At 63.2% G+C, this 22,321-nt stretch carries 16 protein-coding genes and 2 pseudogenes; 10 read left to right on the top strand and 8 right to left on the bottom strand.

All coding sequences use genetic code 11. From position 1 onward, the window contains the following. Positions 1-10: 10 nt before the first annotated feature. Positions 11-364 (bottom strand): annotated as a pseudogene (locus tag BMX78_RS20480) (FCD domain-containing protein); the annotation flags it as partial. Position 365: 1 nt separating this feature from the next. Next, positions 366-866 (bottom strand): annotated as a pseudogene (locus tag BMX78_RS20475) (fumarylacetoacetate hydrolase family protein); the annotation flags it as partial. 216 nt (positions 867-1,082) lie between these two features. Between BMX78_RS20475 and BMX78_RS20470 the strand changes: the two are divergent. The 4 genes from BMX78_RS20470 (at position 1,083) to BMX78_RS22885 (ending at position 7,011) form a co-directional block, all read left to right on the top strand. Beyond that, positions 1,083-2,999, top strand: coding sequence for an FAD-binding monooxygenase (locus tag BMX78_RS20470; RefSeq protein WP_091423762.1), 1,917 nt, complete (start codon positions 1,083-1,085; stop codon positions 2,997-2,999). A gap of 250 nt (positions 3,000-3,249) precedes the next feature. Then, the gene (locus tag BMX78_RS20465) at positions 3,250-4,635 is read left to right on the top strand and encodes an MFS transporter (RefSeq protein ID WP_091423759.1); all 1,386 of its coding nucleotides are present in this window, start codon (positions 3,250-3,252) and stop codon (positions 4,633-4,635) included. Positions 4,636-4,841: 206 nt separating this feature from the next. Further along, the gene (locus BMX78_RS20460; protein ID WP_170850894.1) at positions 4,842-6,338 is read left to right on the top strand and encodes a tannase/feruloyl esterase family alpha/beta hydrolase; all 1,497 of its coding nucleotides are present in this window, start codon (positions 4,842-4,844) and stop codon (positions 6,336-6,338) included. Between the two features lie 526 nt (positions 6,339-6,864). Further along, entirely contained in the window at positions 6,865-7,011 is a 147-nt protein-coding gene (locus BMX78_RS22885; protein WP_139205044.1) for a lmo0937 family membrane protein, read from the top strand. Positions 7,012-7,458: 447 nt separating this feature from the next. On the opposite strand, the gene fdhA is transcribed toward BMX78_RS22885, so the two are convergent. Further along, entirely contained in the window at positions 7,459-8,676 is a 1,218-nt protein-coding gene (gene fdhA, locus BMX78_RS20455; protein ID WP_050053564.1) for a formaldehyde dehydrogenase, glutathione-independent, read from the bottom strand. 459 nt (positions 8,677-9,135) lie between these two features. Here fdhA and BMX78_RS20450 point away from each other — a divergent pair, with 459 nt between their 5' ends. Beyond that, on the top strand, positions 9,136-9,603 hold the full coding sequence (locus BMX78_RS20450) for a MarR family winged helix-turn-helix transcriptional regulator (protein ID WP_091423754.1): 468 nt from the start codon (positions 9,136-9,138) through the stop codon (positions 9,601-9,603). Between the two features lie 88 nt (positions 9,604-9,691). Continuing rightward, complete coding sequence (locus BMX78_RS20445; RefSeq protein ID WP_091423751.1) at positions 9,692-10,105, top strand: ester cyclase; 414 nt, start codon at positions 9,692-9,694, stop codon at positions 10,103-10,105. Positions 10,106-10,268: 163 nt separating this feature from the next. Here BMX78_RS20445 and BMX78_RS20440 read toward each other — a convergent pair whose 3' ends face one another. The 3 genes from BMX78_RS20440 to BMX78_RS20430 all read right to left on the bottom strand — a co-directional run bounded on the left by BMX78_RS20440 (position 10,269) and on the right by BMX78_RS20430 (position 14,495). Continuing rightward, positions 10,269-12,890: a GH32 C-terminal domain-containing protein gene (locus tag BMX78_RS20440; protein ID WP_286139192.1), complete on the bottom strand. Its 2,622-nt coding sequence runs from the start codon at positions 12,888-12,890 to the stop codon at positions 10,269-10,271. 260 nt (positions 12,891-13,150) lie between these two features. Beyond that, positions 13,151-13,444, bottom strand: a complete 294-nt coding sequence (locus BMX78_RS20435; RefSeq protein WP_091423749.1) for a putative quinol monooxygenase — start codon at positions 13,442-13,444, stop codon at positions 13,151-13,153. A 52-nt stretch (positions 13,445-13,496) separates the two neighbouring features. Then, the gene (locus BMX78_RS20430; protein WP_091423784.1) at positions 13,497-14,495 is read right to left on the bottom strand and encodes a LacI family DNA-binding transcriptional regulator; all 999 of its coding nucleotides are present in this window, start codon (positions 14,493-14,495) and stop codon (positions 13,497-13,499) included. A 166-nt stretch (positions 14,496-14,661) separates the two neighbouring features. Between BMX78_RS20430 and BMX78_RS20425 the strand changes: the two genes are divergently transcribed. The 4 genes from BMX78_RS20425 to BMX78_RS20410 all read left to right on the top strand — a co-directional run bounded on the left by BMX78_RS20425 (position 14,662) and on the right by BMX78_RS20410 (position 18,792). After that, positions 14,662-15,780, top strand: coding sequence for a substrate-binding domain-containing protein (locus BMX78_RS20425; protein WP_091423746.1), 1,119 nt, complete (start codon positions 14,662-14,664; stop codon positions 15,778-15,780). A 111-nt stretch (positions 15,781-15,891) separates the two neighbouring features. Beyond that, positions 15,892-16,938, top strand: a complete 1,047-nt coding sequence (locus BMX78_RS20420) for an ABC transporter permease (RefSeq protein ID WP_091423744.1) — start codon at positions 15,892-15,894, stop codon at positions 16,936-16,938. Next, positions 16,935-17,729, top strand: a complete 795-nt coding sequence (locus BMX78_RS20415) for an ATP-binding cassette domain-containing protein (protein ID WP_091423741.1) — start codon at positions 16,935-16,937, stop codon at positions 17,727-17,729. Before BMX78_RS20420 ends, BMX78_RS20415 begins: the two co-directional genes overlap by 4 nt. Before the next feature lie 103 nt (positions 17,730-17,832). After that, positions 17,833-18,792, top strand: a complete 960-nt coding sequence (locus BMX78_RS20410) for a carbohydrate kinase family protein (RefSeq protein ID WP_091423738.1) — start codon at positions 17,833-17,835, stop codon at positions 18,790-18,792. Positions 18,793-18,841: 49 nt separating this feature from the next. Here BMX78_RS20410 and BMX78_RS20405 read toward each other — a convergent pair whose 3' ends face one another. Together BMX78_RS20405 and BMX78_RS20400 are read right to left on the bottom strand one after the other, a co-directional pair. Next, positions 18,842-21,673 (bottom strand): ATP-binding cassette domain-containing protein, encoded by a 2,832-nt coding sequence (locus BMX78_RS20405; RefSeq protein WP_091423736.1) that lies wholly within the window; start codon positions 21,671-21,673, stop codon positions 18,842-18,844. Next, positions 21,670-22,224, bottom strand: a complete 555-nt coding sequence (locus tag BMX78_RS20400) for a hypothetical protein (RefSeq protein WP_286139191.1) — start codon at positions 22,222-22,224, stop codon at positions 21,670-21,672. The genes BMX78_RS20405 and BMX78_RS20400 overlap by 4 nt, the downstream gene beginning before the upstream one ends. Positions 22,225-22,321: the final 97 nt, after the last annotated feature.

Raw genomic sequence — 22,321 nt, 5'->3', positions numbered from 1 at the left:
CTTCGGAGGCCTAATATTGGGCGTTTAGTGACCCCGCGTTGCGTTCGGAGGGGGATGCTTGGGCGAGGTAGGCGTCCAGGGTGGCGGAGCGGTGCAGGCGGGCTGCCTTTTCGATCGAGTCGGCGTCGGCTCCGGTTTCGATCAGCTTCAGGAGTGCCTCGTGCTCGTCCACGGAATCGTGGGCGCGGCCGGGGACGAAGCGGAAGGTGGAGGACCTTAGTGCTGCCAGCCGGTTCCAGCCGCGGTGCACGAGGTCCAGGATGTGCGGGTTGGGGCAGTGCTCGAACAGGACGCTGTGGAAGTCCTGGTTGAGCCGGGTGAAGCGGACCGGGTCAAAGTGCTCCAGGCATTCGCGCATCTCCTTACAGGTCCGCCACCAGGCGGGCGAACGGGAAGAGCAGGTCTTCGGTGGTGTCGTCCTGGACCAGTTGCCCGTTGTGCCAGGTGCGGATCCGCAAGCCTGCGGGGTCGACGGCGTCTGCCGGGATCAGTGCCGGGCCCACGGGTGTAAACCCGTCGCCGCCCTTGGACCGGAGGTTCGAGCCTTTGTCCGCCCAGCGCAGGTCGTACACGCCCAGGTCGTTGCTGGCCGTGACGGCGGCGACATGGCCCCATGCGTCATCGATCCCGACGCGGCGGGCCGCCTTGCCGATGACCAGGGCAATCTCGCCCCCGTAGCCGAGGAGCTCGCAGCCCGCGGGACGTTCGACGGCGTTCCCGGTCAGGGAAAGCGACGACGACGGCTTGAGAAAGTACGACGGCTGGGCCGGAGTGCGGCCCCGCTGCGCAGCACGGCTGGGGTAGTTGATGTGCACCGCAATCACCTTCCGTGCCGCTGCGAGGGTGTCCCCGTTGACCTGCTCCAAAACTACCTCCTCATCAGGTACGAAATCGTATATGAAATCATGGGGGACGCTAATTGGTTTCGTCAACCCACCCTTAGCGCCACAAATTGACCCCTTGTTATTGGCATCACGGTCGCGTACAGTTTCGACCTAAATCCCAATGTTTCGCATATAGAAGCATTGGTTCTATTATCGAACACGCTTATGCCAAGGCCCACAGTGAAGTGAGGAAAGCCCGTGCAGTTTCACCACCACGGTTACGTGTCCGGGGACCCCCGGATCCAGCCCGCCGCCGGCGTCGGCATCAATCGCCCTCAGGAACTCCCGGACGAAGTGGATGTGCTGATTGTCGGTACGGGCCCCGCAGGCATGCTCGCAGCGGCGCAACTGTCCCAGTTCCCTGGCATCACCACTCGGATCGTCGAGCGCCGACCGGGGCGGCTCGCAATTGGCCAGGCCGACGGTATCCAGGCCCGGAGTGTCGAAACTTTCCAGGCCTTCGGCTTCGCCGACCGGATCGTTGCCGAGGCTTACGCGATCACCGAGATGGCTTTCTGGAAGCCGGATGTCAACGATTCGACGCGCATCGTGCGCACTGCCCGGACTCCGGATGATCCCGCCGGTATCAGCGAGTTCCCGCACCTGATCGTCAATCAGGCCCGCGTGCTGGATTACTTTGCTGAATTTATGGCTAAGTCACCGGCACGCATGGCTCCGGACTACGGCTACGAGTTCCAGGGGCTGGAGGTTGTCCAGGGCGAGGAGTACCCCGTCACCGTGACGTTAATCCATACGTCGGGCCCTAATGACGGGCAGGAGAAGATTGTCCGGGCCAAGTATGTGGTGGGTGCTGACGGTGCACGCAGCAAGGTGCGCCAGGCAATTGGCTGCACTCTCGCGGGCGATGCCGCCAACCACGCGTGGGGCGTCATGGATGCTCTCGCTGTTACTGACTTTCCCGACATCCGCACCAAGTGCGCCATCCAGTCAGGTTCGGGCGGCAGCATCCTGCTGATTCCGCGTGAGGGTGGCCACCTGTTCCGTATGTACGTCGATCTGGGTGAAGTGGACCGTGATGACAAGGGAGCGGTGCGGAACACCAGCATCGAGCAGATCATCGCCAAGGCCAACGAGATCCTCCACCCCTACACCCTGGACGTGCGGAATGTAGCGTGGCACAGCGTCTACGAGGTGGGGCACCGGCTCACGGACAGGTTCGACGACGTCCTGCCGGAGGATCGCGGCACGCGGACCCCGCGGGTGTTTATCACCGGCGACGCCTGCCACACGCACAGCGCCAAGGCCGGCCAGGGCATGAACGTCTCCATGCAGGATGGGTTCAACATCGCCTGGAAGCTGGGGCATGTGCTTGAGGGCCGCAGCCCGGAGAGCCTGCTGTCCACCTACTCGGCCGAGCGGCAGGTGGTGGCGAAGAACCTCATCGACTTCGACAAGGAATGGTCCACCATGATGGCCAAGAAGCCCGAGGAGTTCGAAAACCCTTCGGACCTCGAGGATTTCTACGTGCGCACTGCCGAGTTCCCGGCCGGATTCATGACCGAATACGCGCCGTCCATGCTGGTGGCGCCCGCCAAGCACCAGGCGCTGGCCGCGGGCTTCCCGGTGGGCAAGCGTTTCAAATCGGCACCCGTGGTGCGCGTGGGCGACACCAACCCCATCCATCTCGGCCACCACGCCACGGCCGACGGGCGGTGGCGCATCTACGTCTTTGCCGACGCCGCGTCGGCCGCAGGAGCGCATTCAGGGGTGGCGGACTTCGCCGAGTGGATCGCGAACTCGCCGGACTCGCCGCTGGCCGCCACGCCGTCGGGCGCCGATCCTGACGCCTGGTTCGACCTGAAGGTGATTTACCAGCAACCGCACACGGCCGTGGACATCGGAAAGGTTCCCGCAGTCTTCAAGCCCCAGGTGGGCCCCTTCAAGCTGACGGACTACGAGAAGGTGTACGCCACCGATCCCGCTGCTGACATTTTTGACCAGCGCGGCCTGGACCGCGGCGGCATGGTGGTGGTGGTCCGCCCGGACCAGTACGTGGCCAATGTCCTGCCGCTCACGGCCACGGCGGAACTGGGGGAGTTCTTCTCCGCCCTGCTGAAACCGCAGCAGGCCTCGGGTCAGCCGCTGACGGTCTGAGCTGTCCCGTACTCCGCGGCCGCATCATCAGTCCCGGTGGAGATCGCACACAACTGACTTTGAACTGAGCCCCGAAAGGCGGGTGTGCCGGCGAACACCGGCACACGGCTACCAGCCCACCATCCCGGTCCCAGGCTCACAAGGCCATACGGACTCATCATCCCGGCGCGGCCTCACAAGGCCATACGGACTCAACGCTCGATCCCTAAGGTTCCCCTTGGGGCTATATCGCTTACATCTCTGGAGAATCATGAGCACGTCCACCCACAGTTCGAAGGCGAACCAACGTCGCGTCGCCTTCGCTACCGTCATCGGCACGACCGTTGAATGGTACGACTTCTTCATCTATGCCACAGCCGCCGGCCTGGTGTTTGCCCAGCTGTTCTTCCAACCAGCCGGCGAATCCATCGGTCTGCTGCTGTCTTTCGCCTCCGTCGGCATCAGCTTCCTCTTCCGGCCCCTCGGCGCCTTCCTCGCCGGTCACTATGGGGATAAAATCGGCCGCCGCGCCATGCTAGTGATGACCTTGGTCCTCATGGGCGCCGCAACCATGCTGATCGGCTTCCTTCCAACGTACGCGACGGCAGGTGTTATTGCCCCGGTCATGCTGCTGCTGTTGCGGATCCTGCAGGGCATCTCCGCGGGTGGTGAATGGGGAGGGGCAGTCCTGATGGCAGTTGAGCACGCCGCCAACGACCGCCGCGGACGGGCAGGGGCCTTCCCCCAAATTGGCGTCCCGCTGGGACTGCTGCTGGCCACCGGCGTCACAGCGCTCATGACCGGTGTAATCTCCCCGGGCGCAGCCTTCCTCGAATGGGGATGGCGCGTGCCCTTCCTGCTGAGCATCGTCCTCATCGTCGTCGGCTACTTCGTACGCCGCGCGGTGGACGAATCCCCCGTCTTCCAGGAAATCGCCGCAGCGAAAAAGCAGCCTAAAACACCGATCGTGGAACTGTTTCGCCGTCACGGACTGCTCGTGATCATCGCTGCCCTGATCTTCGCAGGCAACAACGCCGCAGGCTACATGGCAACCGGCGGCTTCATCCCCAGCTACGCCTCCGGCCCCGCTGTCCGCCACGAACGCACCGACGTGCTCCTCGCCGTCACCTACGGCGCCGTCATCTGGCTCGTCTTCACCTACCTCGCCGGGTACCTCGCGGACAAGATCGGCCGCAAAAACACCTACTTCATAGGCTTCGGCGCCCAGCTCCTGGCCTGCTTCCCGCTCTTCTGGCTGATCAACACAGGGTCACTGCCGATGCTCTACCTGGCCATGACCATCTTCACGGTAGGTCTGGGACTGTCATACGGCCAGCAGGCAGCCCTGTACTCAGAAATGTTTCCAGCCTCAGTACGCTTCTCCGGCGTCTCCATCTCCTACGCCCTGGGTGCGATCCTTGGCGGCGCCTTTGCCCCCACCATCGCCACAGCCCTGGTGCAGGCAACCGGCGGAACAGACGCCGTTTCCTGGTATCTCGTAGGGATGACGCTTGTCTCCCTTGTGGCCGTCTCACTCGTGAAGGACCGCTCCGGCATCGACCTTTCCATCCACAACCAGGCCGAACAGGAAATCGGGGCGTTCGTCTTTGACAAACGTACCCCCGCCACCGCTAATGAGGCCCTGCGGACCAACTAATAAACGCTGGGCGTTCAACGGAAACGGATCTCCAACGGGTCGGCTCGCTGGTGCATTTCGTCAGACACCTAGCCCTGCAAATTGCAGAGATCAGAGAGGATCAGGCAATGAAAATACCAACCAGAAATATGCGCCGGCCGAGGGCGCTAACGAGGACAGTCACGGCTTTCTCACTCGCTACGGTAATGGTGGCGGGTGGAGCCGCCTTGGCAACCGCGGCCGAGTCCGGCGGCCGCGCGGCCGGCGCAGCACTCACTCCGGCCGCAGACTGTGCCGCACTTGGTGCACTCACTCTCGCCGACGTTCAGGTCACTGCAGCCACAGAGGTTGCGGCGACTGCCAGCGTGCCGGGCTACTGCCGGATCCTTGGCACCGAAGTGGGAACCGAACACGACCTTGAGGTCAGGCTTCCGGACGAGTGGCTGAATCGATACGTTCAGAACGGGGGCGGCGGATTCGACGGCAGAATCCCGAGTATCCCCGATTCACAGCTGAGTCTGGGCGCCGTGGCCGCTGCGAACAATGGCGGTCACCGCGACCCGTCAGGGGCTGCCCTCCTCGGCAACCCCGAAGCGCAAGCCCGGTACGCACACACCGCGATCGAGACGACTGCGCGCTTCAGCAAGGAACTCGCCGCACGGTACTACGGGGCCGTGCCGGTCAAAGCGCGGGCCTACGGGAACGCGTTCGGGCACGCGAACGGCACCTTCAACCAGGGGCGCGGCGCGACACCCCTGAATGCCCGGACCGCCGAGCCGTCATACTCCTACTACGTGGGATGCTCCAACGGCGGCCGGGGAGCACTGAACGCTGCGGCAAAGTACTCTGACGAGTTCGACGGAGTTATCGCCGGCGCACCCACGCAGAATCTCGACGGTCAGATCGCTGCTTGGACCCGGATGGCAAAGCTTCAGCTTCCTTCGGCCGAGGAGGTCGCTGCGATCGAGGCCGTGATCGTGGCCAAGTACGACGCGCTCGATGGCCTGAAGGACGGCATCGTGTCAAACATGGAGGCTGTCGACTTCAATCCGTCCACCGATATCCCCGCCGAGATTGGCCTTACGGCCGCCGAAACGGAAGCCGTGGCAGCCGTGATGAGCGATGTCGTCGCTTTCGGGGAAACCATCTATTCGCGCTACAGCGTCCCCGGTGCAGGTGACCGCTACGGGCTTGGTGTCGGCCACATGCGGAATCTCGTCCTCAACGATCCAACATGGGATCAGTCGACGTTCGATATCCTGACATACTTGCCAACGATCCAGCAGGCAATCGGGGCTCTGGGCTCCAACGCGTCAGCGCAGGGACTTGCCGACTTCATGGATGAGGGAAAGAAGGTGATGGTCTGGCACGGGACCGCGGACCCTCTACTCTCAGAGAACGACACCGTGCGCAAGTGGAATGAAGTCCGAGAGGCGGCCGGCGACTCCATCGCTGACGATAACTCCCGCCTCTACCTGGCACCTGGCGTCGCCCACTGCCGGGGAGGCGCAGGGGCTGACAACTTCGATCTCCTGCCCGCCATGATCGATTGGGTTGAAGGGGACCTCCCGCCTGGAAAGATCATAGCGAGCAAGATCGATCCGGCGAGTGGCGGCACCCTCTTCACCCGGCCGCTGTGTGAGTACCCCACATACCCGCGGTACTCAGGCGTAGGCGACACGAATGATGCCGCCAGCTTTGATTGCGTCGAGAACACACCCTGACACCGTGAAACCTGTCGCCAGACTTCCTGGCGACAAGAATGCAACAGGGGCCGGGGCCATCCGCTTCGGCCCCTGTTGTCTGCGCACACAGCAGGGCAAGCCGTTGATCGTCCTACGCGGACGAAACTGGTAGTCTCACCGCCGGCTGACAAAACCCTCAGCGCTGAGTGAAGGCCTAGCCTCTGCACTTACTAAACGCCGGCAACGGATCCGTCAAAATAGCCCTGTGTGTCGGATATGGGTGTTAGCTGGAGTTTTTGACATTTCCCAAACTCGGATCGCGGAGTAGGTTGAGAGGCACCACGCGGAAATGGGGTGAGCTTCGGCATCGATCCGGCATTTGTATTCCAGGTCGGCCGTATCACTGCTACCGTAAAGGCCACGAGAGCGGGAGGAGTGCCAATTTCCGGACAACAGCGGACCTAGCAATCTGAAAGACCCGCCATTCCTGCAGGGCTTCTTCCTTTGCGTCAGGGGCGGGAATTCGACCAAGTATTCTCTACCAAAACAAAAGAAGGAGATTCTCGTGTTGCTTTGGATAGCCATCATCATCGCAGTTCTCTGGCTTCTAGGCCTGCTCACCAATATCGGCGGCGGCCTCATTCACATACTTCTGGTTATTGCCGTCGTGGTCCTGGTCTTCCACTTCATTCAAGGCAGAACCCGGGCCTAAACCACGTAATCATTCGAGCACAATGCGTGCTTAAGCGGCGACCCGCTCCGGGCCTGCTCCGGAGCGGGCCTATGCGCTCGCCCCCATTAGGGCAGAGCCACTGTCAGCGGACACCAAGGTCGCTGTCGATATACGAACCCGGGCGATTCTCAGTGCCATGCTGGCAACTGCAGCCACCATCCAGCTGCAGCCGAACGGTCACTGGACTCGATGCTTCGAGCCGGAGGTCAACATGCTCCTTCCCGTTGCTGCTAAGGCGGAGAATTGATTCTTGGTCGATGCTATGGGTCATGGAATTACCTTTGCTGATGCGGGAGAGTGGATGCGCGCCGGATGGTACGGGCCAGGAAGGCCCGTACCGTCCGGGCGGGTTGCTACTTTCGGTGAACGGCTACGTTCTGTCCCCGGTCTACCTGCCGGTGTGACGATGCCCCGCCAGCTGCGGATCTAGGCCTTGACGTATCCGTTCGGATTCAGCACGAATTTCGTTGCCGAACCGGCGTCGAATTCGGCGTAACCGCGCGGTGCATCCTCAAGCGGGATGGCTGTGGCGTTTACTGCCTTGGCGATCTGGACCTTGTCATGCAGGATCGCCATCATCAGCTGGCGGTTGTACGACATGACGGGGCACTGTCCGGTGGTAAACGACAGGGACTTTGCCCATCCTGTGCCCAGGGACAGCGACAGGGAGCCGTGCTTTGCTGCCTCGTCAATTCCGCCGGGATCGCCGGTGACGTACAGGCCGGGGATACCAAGGGCCCCGCCTGCAGCGGTGATGTCCATGAGCGAGTTCAGCACGGTGGCGGGGGCCTCGTGGGAGGCGTCCTTGCCGTGACCGCGGGCTTCGAACCCTACGGCGTCGACACCGCAGTCCACTTCGGGGACGCCAAGGATCTGCTCGATCTGGTCCTTCGGATCGCCCTTGGTGACGTTCACCGTTTCGCAGCCGAAGGAGCGGGCCTGGGCCAGGCGGTCTTCGTTCATGTCACCCACAATCACGACGGCGGCACCGAGCAGCTGCGCGCCGACGGCGGCCGCGAGGCCCACCGGGCCGGCACCGGCAATGTAGACGGTGGATCCGACGCCCACTCCGGCGGTGACGGCGCCGTGAAAGCCTGTGGGGAAGATATCGGAAAGCATGGTCAGGTCCATGATCTTTTCCAGGGCCTGGTCGCGATCCGGGAACCTGAGCAGGTTCCAGTCAGCATAGGGGACCAGCACGTATTCGGCCTGGCCACCCACCCAGCCGCCCATGTCCACGTAACCATAGGCGCTGCCCGGGCGGTCAGGGTTGACGTTCAGGCAGATGCCCGTCTTGCGCTCCTTGCAGTTCCGGCAACGGCCGCAGGAGATGTTGAAAGGCACGGAGACAATGTCTCCCACCTTGATGAACTCCACATCCGGACCGACCTCTACCACTTCGCCGGTGATTTCATGGCCAAGGACGAGGTCCTTAGGGGCTGTGGTCCGGCCCCTGACCATGTGCTGGTCCGAGCCGCAGATATTGGTGGTTACCGTGCGCAGGATCGCGCCGTGGGGTACTTTCCGGCCCACGTTGGCTGGATTGACGCCGGGCCCATCTTTGAGTTCGAACGTCGGGTAGTCGGTGTTGATAATTTCGACGACACCCGGTTCTTTGTAGGCGACGGCTTTGTTTCCTGACATGGACACTCCTTTGTGTAGGGGTATTTGGTGCCGGGCCTTCCTTTCGGATGGCCTTGCACTGGTCCGGCAACGTTGCAGGCGTTGCCCCAGGGCCCGTGAAGGATGCTTCGATGAGGATACCTCCCCAGGTTTCAGGCCACCGAAGCACCCTTCACGGGCACGGGACAGCTCTTCCTTCGCGAGGGCGAAGGCCGTCAGTGGGATGCCGTGCCCAGTGGAACAGCATCCCAACGCTGCCTGCCCGGCGCTGAGTCGGACAAGCATGACTCTGATGGTCGAAGAGCTTGTACTGAGATTAGGGTCACAGGGCCTGCAATAAAAGCGCAAGATTTTGAAGATAACCATGCAGGTTAGATGCATAATTGGTCGCCGGCTTGTAACGGCCAGGTTGTCCATTGACCCAGAGGTTAGATTCCTCGGAACTAGATTCCATGGAAACAATTGGGTAGACTCTCTTATATGGGCAAGGGCACCGAAACCTCGTCCCTTTACCCTCTTTTCAGCGAACTGACCCGATTGGAAACTGAGCTGTGGGACGGACTCGATAACAGCCTGCGCAAGGAGCATGGCCTCCCGATGAGCAGGTTTGAACCAATGGCCGTCGTCGATCGCCTGGGTGCATGCCGGGTCTTCGATATTGCCTCGGCTCTTGCGATTACCGTCGGAGGCACGAGCAAGCTCATTGACCGGATTGAAAAGGCCGGACATTGCCGTCGGAGAGATAACCCACTCGATCGCAGGTCCTCCCTCATCGAGCTCACGGCCGACGGTCGAGTGCTGCTGCAACGGGCCAGGAAGACTGTTGAAGCGGAGCTGGATCTGCGGCTGAAGCCGGTACTTAGCCGGCAGCAAACAGATGACCTCATGGAACTGCTGGGCCGGCTGCGAAATGCCAGTCGGTTGGCGGCGGCAGAGCCACCGAACTGACGCGCTTGCGGCAACCCGAGGTCATCGTCTATTCGCCGCTAGCCAGCGGTGTACCGCAACCCACTAAGACGTGAAGGAAGCAAGCGAAATGACTGAAGAACTCCGTGGACGCATGGACCGTTTCGTCGAATTCATCAATTCAGCCGACGAAAAGATTGGTGACGAAATCATCTCTCCGTCGGCAACGTTCCATGTGCCGTTCCTGCCGGAGCCGGTGCAGGGTCCAGGCGGCTACCTCAAAATCATCGGGATAATGCGACAGGCTTTTCCCGACGTCCAGTGGTCACTGGAGGAAACCATTATTGAAGGAAACACAGTAGCCGCACGGTTCATCCTTCGTGGCACGCACCAGGGGGACTTCCTCGGCGTACCTGCAACAGGAAAACCGATCCAAACGCAGGCAATGAACATCTATCGATTCACAGATGGCCAAATCAGTGAAGAGCACGGTCTCCCGGACCTCTTCGGGCTGATGATGCAAATCCGCCCGATCGGCGCCTAAATATCCCGGCCGGGGCTTGGCGAGAGAATCCCCGTCCAGCTTCCGTGCGCCTGCGTGCTTGCCAATGCGGGGAAAGGAAAAGCTTAAGGGACTGGGCCCGGTGATTACCGAACCCAGTCCCTTCAGCTCCAGCTCGCAGGGGAGCTGGTCATATCGTGGTGTGTTATTTCTTTCCGGGAAGGAACATTGCCTTTTCCAGCGGTGTCACGGTGAGTGATTTGAGCTGGGCGGTACCGCCTTCGGCGAAGAGGGCCATCTTGTCGGCTCCCTGGTTGGGGAATACCTGATCGGTAATTGTTTTCAGGCCGTTCTGGGCGAACACCTCCACGGAGGAGTGATCGAGGTAAATCCGCATGGTGACGTTGCCGTTCTTGTCCAGCGTGACGGCGGCGTCCTCGACGGATGCGAAGGCCGGGTGGAAAGCGGTGTTGCCGGATTTCGTGCGGTCAACGAACATCTGGCCGGTCGGGGCATCGTAGCCGATGATGGTGGCCGACTGTCCGTCGCCGAGGACGGTGATGCCGGATTTTGTTGCGGTACCGGGGGCGAAGGTGATGTCCACCTGCTGCACCTGGCCCGCCGACTGTGCAGGCAGCGGGTGAGTGCCTGTTGAAATCGGGCCGCCCAACTTGTCGTTGTAGCTGGCTTTCCCTGCCAGTTTTTCCACTTGCTTCACGGCGCTTTGGGTGAGGCGGGGTCCGTCAGGGGTTTGGGTGAGTTTCACTTCGCGGGGAAGGGCCATGGCGCTGCGCCAGGGGCTGGTTGGGATGTTGTTGGCGTAGTCCCAGTTGTTCATCCAGCCCAGCATGATCCGCTTGTCCTCGGGCATGTTGCCGAAGGATACGGCGGCGTAGTAGTCCCGTCCGTAATCCAGCCAGTCATAGGACTCCAGCCGGGACGCCGCCGGCGCGGGGCTTGCTGTGAATTCATCCGCGAGGATGTGCCCCCAGCCGAACCTGTTGTTGTCGACGACCTTGATTTGTGCCTGCTGGCCAACGAATTCCTTGACGTTCCAGGATGCCCAGTCCAGGGTTTCGCTGTCGTTGCCGGTGGCCGTACGTACCACCTTGCCGTTGACTACCAGGTTCACCGTTTCTTCATCGGACCTGGGAACAGCGGCGGTGTCGGTGAGCATGACGTGGTCAAGGGTCAGGTGTCCCCACCCGCCGGTAGCTTGGTCAACGACACGCAGCTGGGCGTTTTCGCCGGCGAATTCGGAGACGTCCCAGCCTTTCCAGTTCAGCAATCCGCCGTTGTCGCCGGCCAGGGAGCGGACCACGTTGCCATTGATGAGCAGCTGGACTGCGAGGGTCTGTCCGGAGTCGGCGGAGCGGTTGCCGCCGCCGACCAACATGCTCATGAAATTCTTCGTGATGGGGAACTGGGGTGATGTCAGGGTGCCTTGGCGGTCATCACCGGGTACGGTGCCGGTTTCGAATGTGTTGATCCGTTTGGCGCCAATGTAGTAGTCCCCACCGCTGGTGGCTGGCTGGAAATTGGGCGTCAGGTCTCCTGTGCCCGTCCAGCCGGCATTGGCCAGCGTCGTCCCCTCGGGAACCTCGAAGCCATCAAACTTGAGCTCGCCGTCGGGCGGGTTATTGTCCAGCTTGTCCGACACATGGGGGTGCTTGCCTCCGCCCACGAGGAAGTTCAAGTAGTCGTTGGTCACGGTGAATGTGGGTGACTGCATGGAACCGAGGGGCCAGTCGCCATCGTTGAAGGAGTTGATCAGCCCGCTGCCGCCGAATCCGGTCACGGGGCTCTGACCGGGCAGGGAACCTGTCGCGGCGGCGTCACCGAAGGGGCCATTTTTCCAGTTGCCCGGTTCGTTGTTCACCGTCCAGCCGTTGTAGGTTCCGTCGTTGAATCCGGCCAGGACTGTTCCGGCCGGTGCGGCAGTGGCTGGTTTGGTGGTTTCGGAGGTGAACGTGGTGCCGTCGAAGTTGCCCACGAAGTACTGGCCGGCAGAACCTCCAGCAACGCCGCCGGGGTTGATGTTGACGATCATGACCCATTTGATGTTGTTCGGGTCGCCGCCAACAGCCAAGGGGAACAGGTCGGGGCACTCCCACTGCCCGCCGGTGGCGTTGGCTGGCCCGAAGTCGCTCAGGGCGGTCCAGTCCTTAAGATTGTCGGACTTGTACAGGACAACCTTGTGCTCCTGCGATTCCACCGCGGTCATGACCCAGTAGCCTCCGCCGGCCGGGTTCTCGTACCAGAAAACCTTCGGGTCGCGGAAGTTGGCTGAGTTCCGATTCAGGACGGGATTGCCGTCGTACTTGGTCCAGGTCTGGCCGTCGTCCAAACTGTAGGCCAGGGACTGGGCCTGCAGGCCGCGGTGTGGGGACGGTTCCTTGTAGGCACTGGTGTAGATCGCGATCAGGGGCGGGTTTTCCGCGGTGCCCAGTCCGGACGTGTTGTTTTTGTCGACAACGATGCTGCCGGAGAAGACATCTTCCTGGGCATCGGTGGAGATGGCCAGCGGCTGCTCTTCCCAGTGGACGAGGTCCTTGGACGTGGCGTGGCCCCAGGACATGTTCCCCCAGGTGTTCCCGGAGGGGTTGTGCTGGTAGTACATGTGGTAGACGCCCTTGTGGAATACGAGCCCGTTGGGATCGTTCATCCAGTTCTTTTCCGGCGTGAAATGGATGGCCGGGCGGTGCAGCTCATCTCCGAGTTCGACGGCGGACGCGGGCATGGCACCAGCCAATGCAGTGGCGAGCGAGAGGCTGGCCAGTGTCAGTGCAGAGACGCAGCGCACGCTCCGCATTGTGGATTGTTTCATGTTGCTTGTGTCGCCCTTCATTGGACGTGTCTAGCCAGTAGACAACGTTGTCAGTCAGTGCGATGGACTCTAAAAGATGTCTATCGGACAAGTCAACGGTCATTTTTGTGGCCGATTTCTTGTGCCCGAATACGCTGCTGGGCAAGGGAACGACGACTGGCCCCGCGTCCGCAGGACGGGGGCTGAGACGTGCGAAGGGGCGGTCCTTGAAGGAAAAGCCTTCGGGGACGCCTACCCTAGGGCCGCTGTTTGCAGCTGGGCTATAGGACCGGGTTGAGCCAGGTCAGCTCCGAGCCGTCACCTTCGATGTGACGGGCCAGTTCCTCGTTGAACTTGGCTCCATAGTCGGCGGTGATGTGTTCCTGGAACGCGGCTTCATCCCGGTATACCTCGAAGACGAAGTATTCCCGGGGATTCTCTTCGCGGGTGTAGGGAAGAAACAATTCGTTGCCTGGTTCGTTGCGGACGTGCCGGGTCAATTCGACCATCATTTCGGCAACGCGGGCCTCACTGCCGGCTTTGACGGTGAACTCGGCATACAAGGTTTTGGTCATGATCTCTCTCTTCAGGTTGGTTTGGCAGAGGCGAAGTTCTTTGGGAAGGGGTTCATGCCGGCGGGCGGATTTCGCCGGAGCCTCTTTGGATGAGTTCGGACGGGACGATGTAGGTCCGGGGAGCTTGCTCGTCGCCGTCGATCCTGGCCAGAAGCCGTTCGGCGGACTTGACGCCAATCCGCTCCGGGTGTTGAGCGATGACAGTGATCCCGGGGTCCATCATGTCGGCAAGAGTGAAGTCGTCAAAACCAACAAGTGCCACACGCTTATGTACGCCAAGCTCCTTCATCGCGCGCATCGTTCCGAAAGTGACGAGGTTCTGGCTCGAGAAGATTGCCGTGGGAGGATCCTCGGAATTCAACAGTTCAAGGGCCGCCCGCCTCGCTGCTTCCTCATCATGAAGATCGTCGATGACGGGTAGTGCGGAGGTGGGAATACCTGCCCCGCCGACCTCCTCGAGGAAGCCCCGCCTGCGCTCCCGCGCGGTCTGGATGTCTGTGCGGTCGCCCAGGTAGGCCAACTTGGTGTGTCCGTGCCTCAGCAGATGTGAGGCCGCTTTGCCCGCGCCCACTGCGTTGTCCGTGACCACTGCATCAGCCTCCACCCCTACCGGCTCCCGGTCAATAAAGACCATTGGCAGGTTTCTGGAGTGCTCCGGGATCATGTAAGCCTGGTTTTTTGCGATCGGTGTCAGGACAAGGCCGTCGACCCGCCTCCCGAGGAAAGCAGCGATGATGGCCTGCTCCCGTTTAGGGTCGTCGTCGAGGCTGGCGGCGAAAACGGCTATTCCCCGGGCGCCAAGCGCATCCTCCAGGGCCCGGTGTATCTCGCCGCTGAACGGGTTGGAAACACTGGGCAGAAGGAGGCCTACCGACAGGGTCCTCCTGCCCGCCCGGCGGAGGCTGCCGGCTGTGACGTCCAGCTGGTAGTTGAGCTGCGCGATGGCATCGAGCACCTTTTGCCGCGTGGCCTCAGATACCCCCGCCTCGTCATTGATCACTCGTGAAACGGTTTTGATTCCGACACCCGCAAGCGCCGCCACGTGGCGCATGGTGGGCCGGGTGGGGGATAGGGGTGGCTGGTAACGATCAGACATCGTTGTCAAGAAAGTCGCTCCTTCTCGTTCTCTTCCTATTGACTCTATCGTGTGATCCTGCTTACCTCGTCTATGACATCGTTGTCGAGGTCAGTTACGGCCTCAAACACCAGGAGATTCAATGTTGAGTTCCAAAGCACCCCGTTCAATGGCCACCCGCCTGTTCGCGGCAGGAGCGGTCCTGACGTTGGGAGCGGTCAGCCTTTCTGCCTGTGGCGGCAGTTCCAGTGGCCCCTCAGCCAGCGGAGGCTCCGGGGATGAGAAGGTCGGCGTCTCCCTGATAGTGAAGACCACCACCAACCCGTTCTTCGTTTCCATGCAGGACGGTGCAAAGAAGGCCGCCGAAACAGACGGGGTTGACCTGAAGCTGGCCGCCGGCAAGGCCGACGGCGATGAGGAAACGCAGATCCAGGCGATCGAAAACGCCATCTCCAAGGGCGACAAGGGCATCCTCATCACACCCAACGGCCCCTCGGTGGTTGACGCTCTGAAGAAGGCGAAGGACGCAGGCCTGTTTGTCATCGCTTTGGACACTCCGCCGGACCCGGCCGATGCCGCCGATATCACGTTCGCGACGGACAACTTTGCCGCCGGCGAGCTGATCGGCAAGTGGACCGCGAGCCAGCTCGGCGGCAAGAAGGCCACCATCGCGCTGCTGGACCTCTTCGACGACAAGATCGTCTCAGTGGACTACAACCGGGACCAGGGCTTCCTGACCGGGCTGGGCATCGACACCGCTGACAAGAAGAAGAACGGCGATGAAGCCAAGACCGGCAAGTACACCGGCGGCAAGGGCGGCGAGTACGAAATCGTGGGCAGCCAGGCCTCCGGGGGCAACGAGGACGGCGGCCGCACAGCGATGGAAACCCTTCTCGCCAAAAACCCGAACGTCAACGTTGTTTACACCATCAACGAACCTGCCGCTGCTGGAGCCTTCGAGGCGTTGAAGTCCGCCGGCAAAGAGAAGGACGTGCTCGTGGTCTCCGTTGATGGCGGCTGCACCGGCGTGAACAACGTTAAGTCCGGGGTCATCGGCGCCACTGCCCAGCAGTACCCGATCAAGATGGCCGAACTTGGCGTGAAGGCCATCGTGGATCTGGCCAAGACCGGTAACAAGCCTGCCAACTCGGCGGGCCTGGACTTCTACAACACCGGCGTCGAACTTGTCACCGATAAGCCGGCCGACGGCATCAAGAGCATCACCACCACAGCAGCTTCCGATATCTGCTGGGGAAAGTAGAACCCCGCAGCCATGCGCCCGGGGAGGCCGCGCTCCGCTCCGGCCTCCCCGGAGCACCAATTCCGCGATAGCTACGCGCCAGCAAACCATTATCGAAGATCAGGACCCAACGTGACCCAGCAACAGACCGCCGGCCCGCCAAGCGCCGGGCATGCAGACCTGGCGGAGGAATTCCTTGACCGCCAGACCCCGCTCAGCCGGATACGCAACATCCTCCACCGCTACCCAGCACTCAGCCCGGCCCTCGTACTTCTCATTGCGGTGGTGGTGTTCGGCCTGCTCAATGACAGGTTCCTGCGGGTTGAAAACCTCTCGCTGATCACCCAGCAGGTGTCCGTCGTCGGCACCCTGGCCATCGCCCAGACACTCATCATCCTCACGGCCGGGATTGACCTGTCCGTCGGAGCCGTGATGATCCTGTCCTCCATGGTCGTGGCCCAGCTCGCCGTCAACAACGGACTCCCCGCTCCCGTTGCCCTGCTCGCAGGCCTGATCGTGGGACTCGCCGCCGGAGCCGTGAACGGATTCCTGGTCACCAGGTTCCGGCTCCCTCCGTTCATCGTCACCCTCGGCACCCTGAATATCTTCATCGCCCTGACGCTGCTTTACTCCAACGGAGCAACAGTGCGTGGCTCGGCAATGCCGGGCCTGCTGACCTGGACCGGAACCACATTCCCGGTGGGCGGCGTCAGGATCTCCACCGGGGTCGTCGTGATGCTCCTGCTCTACATCGCCATCGCCTTCATCCTCGGCAAGACCGCCTGGGGCCGGCACGTCTACGCCGTGGGCGATGACAAGGAAGCCGCCCGCCTGGCCGGCATTGCCGTGAATAAAGTCCTCATGAGCGTCTACCTCGCCGCCGGCGCTGTCCTGGCCATCGGCGCCTGGATCCAGATCGGCCGCACCAACGCAGCCAGCCCCAACGCCGGCGTGGACCTGAACCTTGACTCCATCACCGCCGTCGTCATCGGCGGAACCAGCCTCTTCGGCGGCCGCGGCTCCGTCTGGGGCACACTCCTCGGCGCCCTGATCGTCGGCGTCTTCCGCAACGGACTCTCCCTCGCAGGCCTGGACGTTCTGTACCAGACCCTCGCCGTAGGCGTCCTGATCATCCTCGCTGTGTCCATCGACCAGTGGATCCGAAAGGTCAAGTCATGACCATGACAGAACCAGCAGCTTCGCACACCGCCACCCGCGAGCCAATCCTGAAGGCCAGGAACCTCGTCAAGACCTTCGGCCGCGTCGTCGGCCTGGACGGAGTCAGCCTCGACCTGTACCCGGGCGAAGTCCTGGCAATCATCGGCGACAACGGCGCGGGCAAATCAACCCTGATCAAATGCCTCACCGGAGCAGAGGTCCCGGATTCCGGCGAGCTCTTTGTCTCAGGCAAACCGGTGCATTTCAAGCGGCCCCAGGATGCCCGTGCCCACGGCATTGAGACGGTGTACCAGAACCTTGCGGTGTCGCCGGCGCTCGATGTGGCGTCAAACCTGTTCCTAGGTCGTGAAGAGCGGATCCCCGGTCCGGTGGGCAAGCTCTTCCGCGTACTGGACACCAAAGGAATGCGCCGCAAAGCCAAGGAAGAGCTGACCCGGCTCGGCATCTCCACCCTCCAGGACGTCACTGTCCCCGTGGAGAACCTGTCCGGCGGCCAGCGCCAGGCCGTGGCGGTCGCCCGTGCCGCAGCATTCGGTTCAAAGGTTGTTGTGCTGGATGAGCCGACGGCGGCACTGGGCGTGCGCGAATCCAACCAGGTCCTGCAGCTGGTCCGGGACCTCCGGGACCGCGGCCTGCCGGTCATCCTGATCAGTCACAACATGCCCCACGTGTTCGACGTGGCAGACCGCATCCACATCCAGCGCCTCGGCAAGTGTGCGGCCACCATCACTCCTCAATCCCACAACATGACCGATGCAGTGGCAATCATGACCGGCGCAGCCACCGCCTGATCAACTGCTTGCCCCGACGTCAGTCCGCGGACCAGGCCACCGGTCCGCGGACTGACGTCGCTTGAACAGCCCCACCCCATCAGCTCCCCACGAGAGACAGACCATGGATTACCTCACAACAGCCCGGCAGGACATTCACCCGACACTTGACGTCACTGTCGTAGGCGAAGCGCTGATCGACGTGGTCACAACCTCAAACGGCCAGGTGGAACATCCGGGCGGCTCACCGGCCAACGTCGCTTACGGACTCGGCCGCCTCGGCGTCACCACGGGTCTGCTGACGGCCATCGCCCCGGACTCCCGGGGGACCGCCATCGAAAAACATCTCCACAGCGCAGGAGTCACACTCCTGCCCGGTTCGAAATCCCTCACCCGGACACCGTCGGCAACAGCAACCCTCGCTTCGGACGGCTCTGCCACGTACGAGTTCGATATCTCCTGGGACCTGGCCACCACGCCGCCCGCGTACTTCCCCAAAATCCTGCACACGGGATCCATCGCGACCTTCCTTAGCCCAGGCGCCGGCGCCGTAAAAGCCCTGTTGGAACAGGCACACCGGCACTGCATGATCACCTACGACCCCAACATCCGGCCCGCCCTCCTCGGCAGCCACGCCGAAGCGAAAGCCATCTTCGAAGAGCTCGTTGCCCTCACCGACGTCGTCAAACTCAGCGACGAGGACGCGCACTGGCTGTACCCCGGGAAACGCCTGGACGAAACCGCTGCACACATCCTCGGACTGGGCACCCGGTTAACCGTCATTACTAAAGGCGCTGAAGGTTCGCAATTCACCACAGCCGCCGCCACCATCAGCATCCCCGCCGTGAAAACGACAGTTGCAGACACCATCGGCGCCGGAGACTCCTACATGTCCGCCCTGATCCTGGGCTTCCTCACCCGGGGAACCGAAGGGTTCGCGCCGGCTGTCCTGGAGCAGCTTGGACACACCGCAGCAGCCGCCGCGGCCATCACCGTGCAGCGCCCGGGAGCGAATCCGCCCACCCTTGAGGAACTCAACGCCGCACTCGAAGCCAATGCCCCCGCCCAATACGCGGGTGCGTGAAGCACGTCATCAACAAGGGGCTGGTCCTGCCACTATTTTCGGGGGGGCCTTAGACCCTGAGCTGAAGCCGGTCTTTGGCTTGGCTGGAGTGAGCCTGCTTTTGCCCGCCGGCGCTGGAGACCGGCTTCACGCGCCGGAACGCGGCGAGGATGGCCCGGCCCACCACTGCGATGCCAATGATCGTGGTGATGGCGCGCAGGGTGTCCCAGCCCGCCGTCGACGTCACCAGTGAGTACAGCAGGAAGCTGCTGAGGTTGGTGCCCAGCGGCGCGCCGGGCAGGTAGGAGATGCCGGTGCCGGCGCCCACTGCGAACGGCCAGAACCATAGGTTGGTCAGCAGGCCGAACAGGTACGACGCCACCACGCCGTAGCCGCACAGCATCCACAGTTCGGCCTTGCCCCGCACCCGGCGGGGGAGCAGGCCGGCACCCGCGCCCACCCATGCGCAGGCGAAGATCTGGAACGGCGTCCATGGCCCAATCCCGCCCCACAGCACACTCGAAACCGCGATGGTGGCGGCGCCGAGGAGCATACCGAAGCGGGCACCGAATGCCCGCCCGGCCAGGATCAGCAGGATAAAGACCGCCTCCACGCCCCCGACGCCGGTACTCGCCACCCGCACCGCGGAACCTACCGCGGCCAGGACGCCGAGCAATGCCACGGTATGTGCCGAGCTCACCGAACCGTCGAGGGAGAGCACGATGGCCACGACGGCGAGGGGTGCGATGGCCAGCGCCGCGTAGGGGAGTGCTGCGGCGGCATCCTGCGGAAGCGCTGCGGCGAGCAGCGGCCAACAGAAGGCACCGAGGGCCAGAAGGTTGGCAGCGCCGAGGACTGCCAACTCGAGGGGCCGCGGCATCCGGATGCGGCGAGGCTTCGCGGCGGTGTGAGAGTCGGCTGGTTCTTCACTGAACTTTGGTGCGGGGATCTGTGGTGCTGTTGCGGGTTGTACAGTGACGGCATCAGCCGGGGCGGCTTCCGTCTCCAAGGAGGGCGCGACGCCGTCCCTCATCGGGAGGATCCGGGCCCCAAGGCCTTGGGCAAAGTTGAGGTCGTGCGTGGCGATCAGGACGGCAGTGCCCTCGTCCGCCGCGGCGCGGAGTGCTGCCGAGACTGCTGCGCGCGCCGCGGGATCGAGGCCGCGGGTGGGCTCGTCGATCAAGAGCACTTGGGGATCGTCCATAGTCTGCAGCGCGATGGCAAGGATCCTGCGTTCTCCGGCGGAAAGGTCGCGGGGATGCTCGTCCCCGATGGGAATCGTGACGTCTCCGCGGAGACGGGCCAGTCGTGCAGCCGCGGAACCGGGCGCGGGCCGGCTTCCGCCTTTTCGCCGGGCCTGGCGCCGCTCTGCGGCGCGGAGCTCGCCCGCGACAGTATCCCTGGTGAAGAGGTCGTCCGAGGCGTCCGGCACCAGGGCGACCCGACCGCCGTCGTACGTAGTGGATCCGCCCGTACTTTCGCCTAGCGCGAGTGCCACCAAGAGGGAAGACTTCCCGGCCCCGTTGGGCCCCACCAGGGCCACCACTTCACCGCGGTGCAGGGTCAGGGATGCGTCGCCCACCAGCGGCTTGCCCTTGCGGTGCACCGCGAGGTTGGTCGCGGTCAGCACGGGAGGAACGTCCATCGGCTCTGCCGGTGGTTCGCGGAGCTCAACAGGGTGTGAAGGGGAGGGCGCGGCACCCGGGACCAGGGCGCCGTCGTTGATGGTCCACCAGGAATCGGCAACGGGAACGAGCGCTTCCGCCCGGTGCTCGGCGACAATGACGCAGACACCGGCGTCGCGGGCGAGGGCATGAAGTACCGAGATGACGCGTGCGCGGGCTGAAGTATCAAGATCGGCCAGGGGCTCATCCACCAGCAGCAGCGCCGGATGGTCCACCACTGCGGCGGCAATCGCGACGAGTGTTGCCTCCCCCGCCGAGAGGGTGCTGAGATTCCGGTCCAGCAGCGCCGACACGCCAATCTGCTCGGCGACTTCCTGCACCCGGGCCTTGGTGGCAGTGGATGGCATGCCACGCAGCTCAAGGGCGAGGGAGATTTCGTCCCGGACCCGGGTGCTGGCAAAAGCCGCGCGGGGATTCTGCAGGACGACGCCGATGTGGCGGGCAGTATCGCGCGGTGGAGTGGCGGCGCGGTCCGATCCGGCGGCGCGAACGGTGCCGGAAAGTTCGCCACCGTCGACGTGGGAGAGGAGACCGGCGATACCCCGCAGGATGGTGGATTTGCCGGAGCCGGTGGGCCCGGTAATGGCGGTAAGTGAGCCCCTGGCAGGGGTAAATCCGGCCACGCGGACGGCCGCGTCTCCGATCCGGAACTCTGCGTCCCGGATGAAAAGTGGAGCTTCGAAAACGTTGCCAGGCTGCTGTACCGCCCGGCTCCCGAAGCCCCGCAGTTCCAGAGCCGCAGCCACCCTGCTGGCATGCTCAAGCGTGCGCTCGAGCACGGGCACCAGGGCACGGGGGCCAAAACGCTCGCCCCGCAAACGAAACGCCAGGCGCACGGAGGTCACGGCGTCGGCCAGCGCGGGGAGAGCCGCCCATGCCACCACAAGCATCCGGGCTATGCCCTGCATGGGGCCCCGGCGGGCCAGGAACACGAAGCCGCGGGCCACGTCCACCCAGGCGTTGAGCAGGCCAAATCCGATGAACATCCCGGCGATGGGCAGGGCGGACAGGACCGCCGCCCACAGCCCGGGCCCGGAGACAGGACCGAGGAAGACCACATGGGCGTACGGGGCCGGCAGCCGCAGGGCCGGCAGGTCCAGCAGGATGGGCGAGCCAATGCCGGCGCCGTTGAAGAGGACGCGGTAGATGACCCGCGCCGCGATGAACACGACGGCCAGAGCAATGCCGGCGCGGAGCGGCGCGGGTCGAAAGGTCATGCCTTGGGGGCGGCCGGTTCGCCGTCGACTGTGTAGAGCAGTTCCAGGCTCTCTCCGGGGTTCACCTTCAGGGTGGCAAGGCCTTCCTGGGCGTAGGCCCACTCACCGGAGGCCGGCTTGGTCCAGAGGGACCAGTACGCGAAGGCGGCGGGCATGCCCTTGCATTCTTCCCGGTACGTGCCGCCCTTGTGGGTGATGTCGAAGTCCGCGGCGGGGACACCGTTCACGCGGCACACCAGTTCGTTGGGGTACTGCTCAGTGCCCACTGTTTTGATGTCGGCCTCTTCGAGCACCTTGGACGCGGGGGTGGCGGCGTCCACGGGCACGCACACGGACTTGTCGGCGGCGGCCTGCTTCAGGGAGCCGGAATCGACGATAACCTTCACGCCGGTGCAGGGTCCGTCGGAGGCGCTGGGGGAGGAGGCTGCCGAGGAAGCCGGTTCGGAGGCAGCGGGCTGGGTGGCCGGCGCGGAGCAGGCGGCGAGGGAAAACAGGAGACCGGCGGCGGCGAGCGAGCTCGCGGCGGCGGTACGCATCTTAGTCAAAGTCACCTGTCAAGGGTAGGACGTTGCTTGGCCTAATCCGGATGCGATCGCGTTGTGTGACGTCAGGTCACTGTTTGCCGTCGTCATTCGGCTATGCCTAGGG

The organism is Arthrobacter sp. OV608 (assembly GCA_900110595.1).
In the GTDB taxonomy this organism is placed as follows: Bacteria; Actinomycetota; Actinomycetes; order Actinomycetales; family Micrococcaceae; genus Arthrobacter.
Note: the sequence above shows the minus strand (reverse complement) of the source record. Positions and strands in the feature narration are given on the sequence as shown.

Excerpts from the sequence above, each read along its gene's own strand:
- BMX78_RS20465 (WP_091423759.1), top strand. The coding sequence starts at position 3,250 with ATGAGCACGTCCACCCACAGTTCGAAGGCGAACCAACGTCGCGTCGCC.
- fdhA (WP_050053564.1), bottom strand. The coding sequence starts at position 8,676 with ATGTCAGGAAACAAAGCCGTCGCCTACAAAGAACCGGGTGTCGTCGAA.
- BMX78_RS20450 (WP_091423754.1), top strand. The coding sequence starts at position 9,136 with ATGGGCAAGGGCACCGAAACCTCGTCCCTTTACCCTCTTTTCAGCGAA.
- BMX78_RS20445 (WP_091423751.1), top strand. The coding sequence starts at position 9,692 with ATGACTGAAGAACTCCGTGGACGCATGGACCGTTTCGTCGAATTCATC.
- BMX78_RS20440 (WP_286139192.1), bottom strand. The coding sequence starts at position 12,890 with ATGAAACAATCCACAATGCGGAGCGTGCGCTGCGTCTCTGCACTGACA.
- BMX78_RS20435 (WP_091423749.1), bottom strand. The coding sequence starts at position 13,444 with ATGACCAAAACCTTGTATGCCGAGTTCACCGTCAAAGCCGGCAGTGAG.
- BMX78_RS20430 (WP_091423784.1), bottom strand. The coding sequence starts at position 14,495 with ATGCGCCACGTGGCGGCGCTTGCGGGTGTCGGAATCAAAACCGTTTCA.
- BMX78_RS20425 (WP_091423746.1), top strand. The coding sequence starts at position 14,662 with ATGTTGAGTTCCAAAGCACCCCGTTCAATGGCCACCCGCCTGTTCGCG.
- BMX78_RS20415 (WP_091423741.1), top strand. The coding sequence starts at position 16,935 with ATGACCATGACAGAACCAGCAGCTTCGCACACCGCCACCCGCGAGCCA.
- BMX78_RS20410 (WP_091423738.1), top strand. The coding sequence starts at position 17,833 with ATGGATTACCTCACAACAGCCCGGCAGGACATTCACCCGACACTTGAC.
- BMX78_RS20405 (WP_091423736.1), bottom strand. The coding sequence starts at position 21,673 with ATGACCTTTCGACCCGCGCCGCTCCGCGCCGGCATTGCTCTGGCCGTC.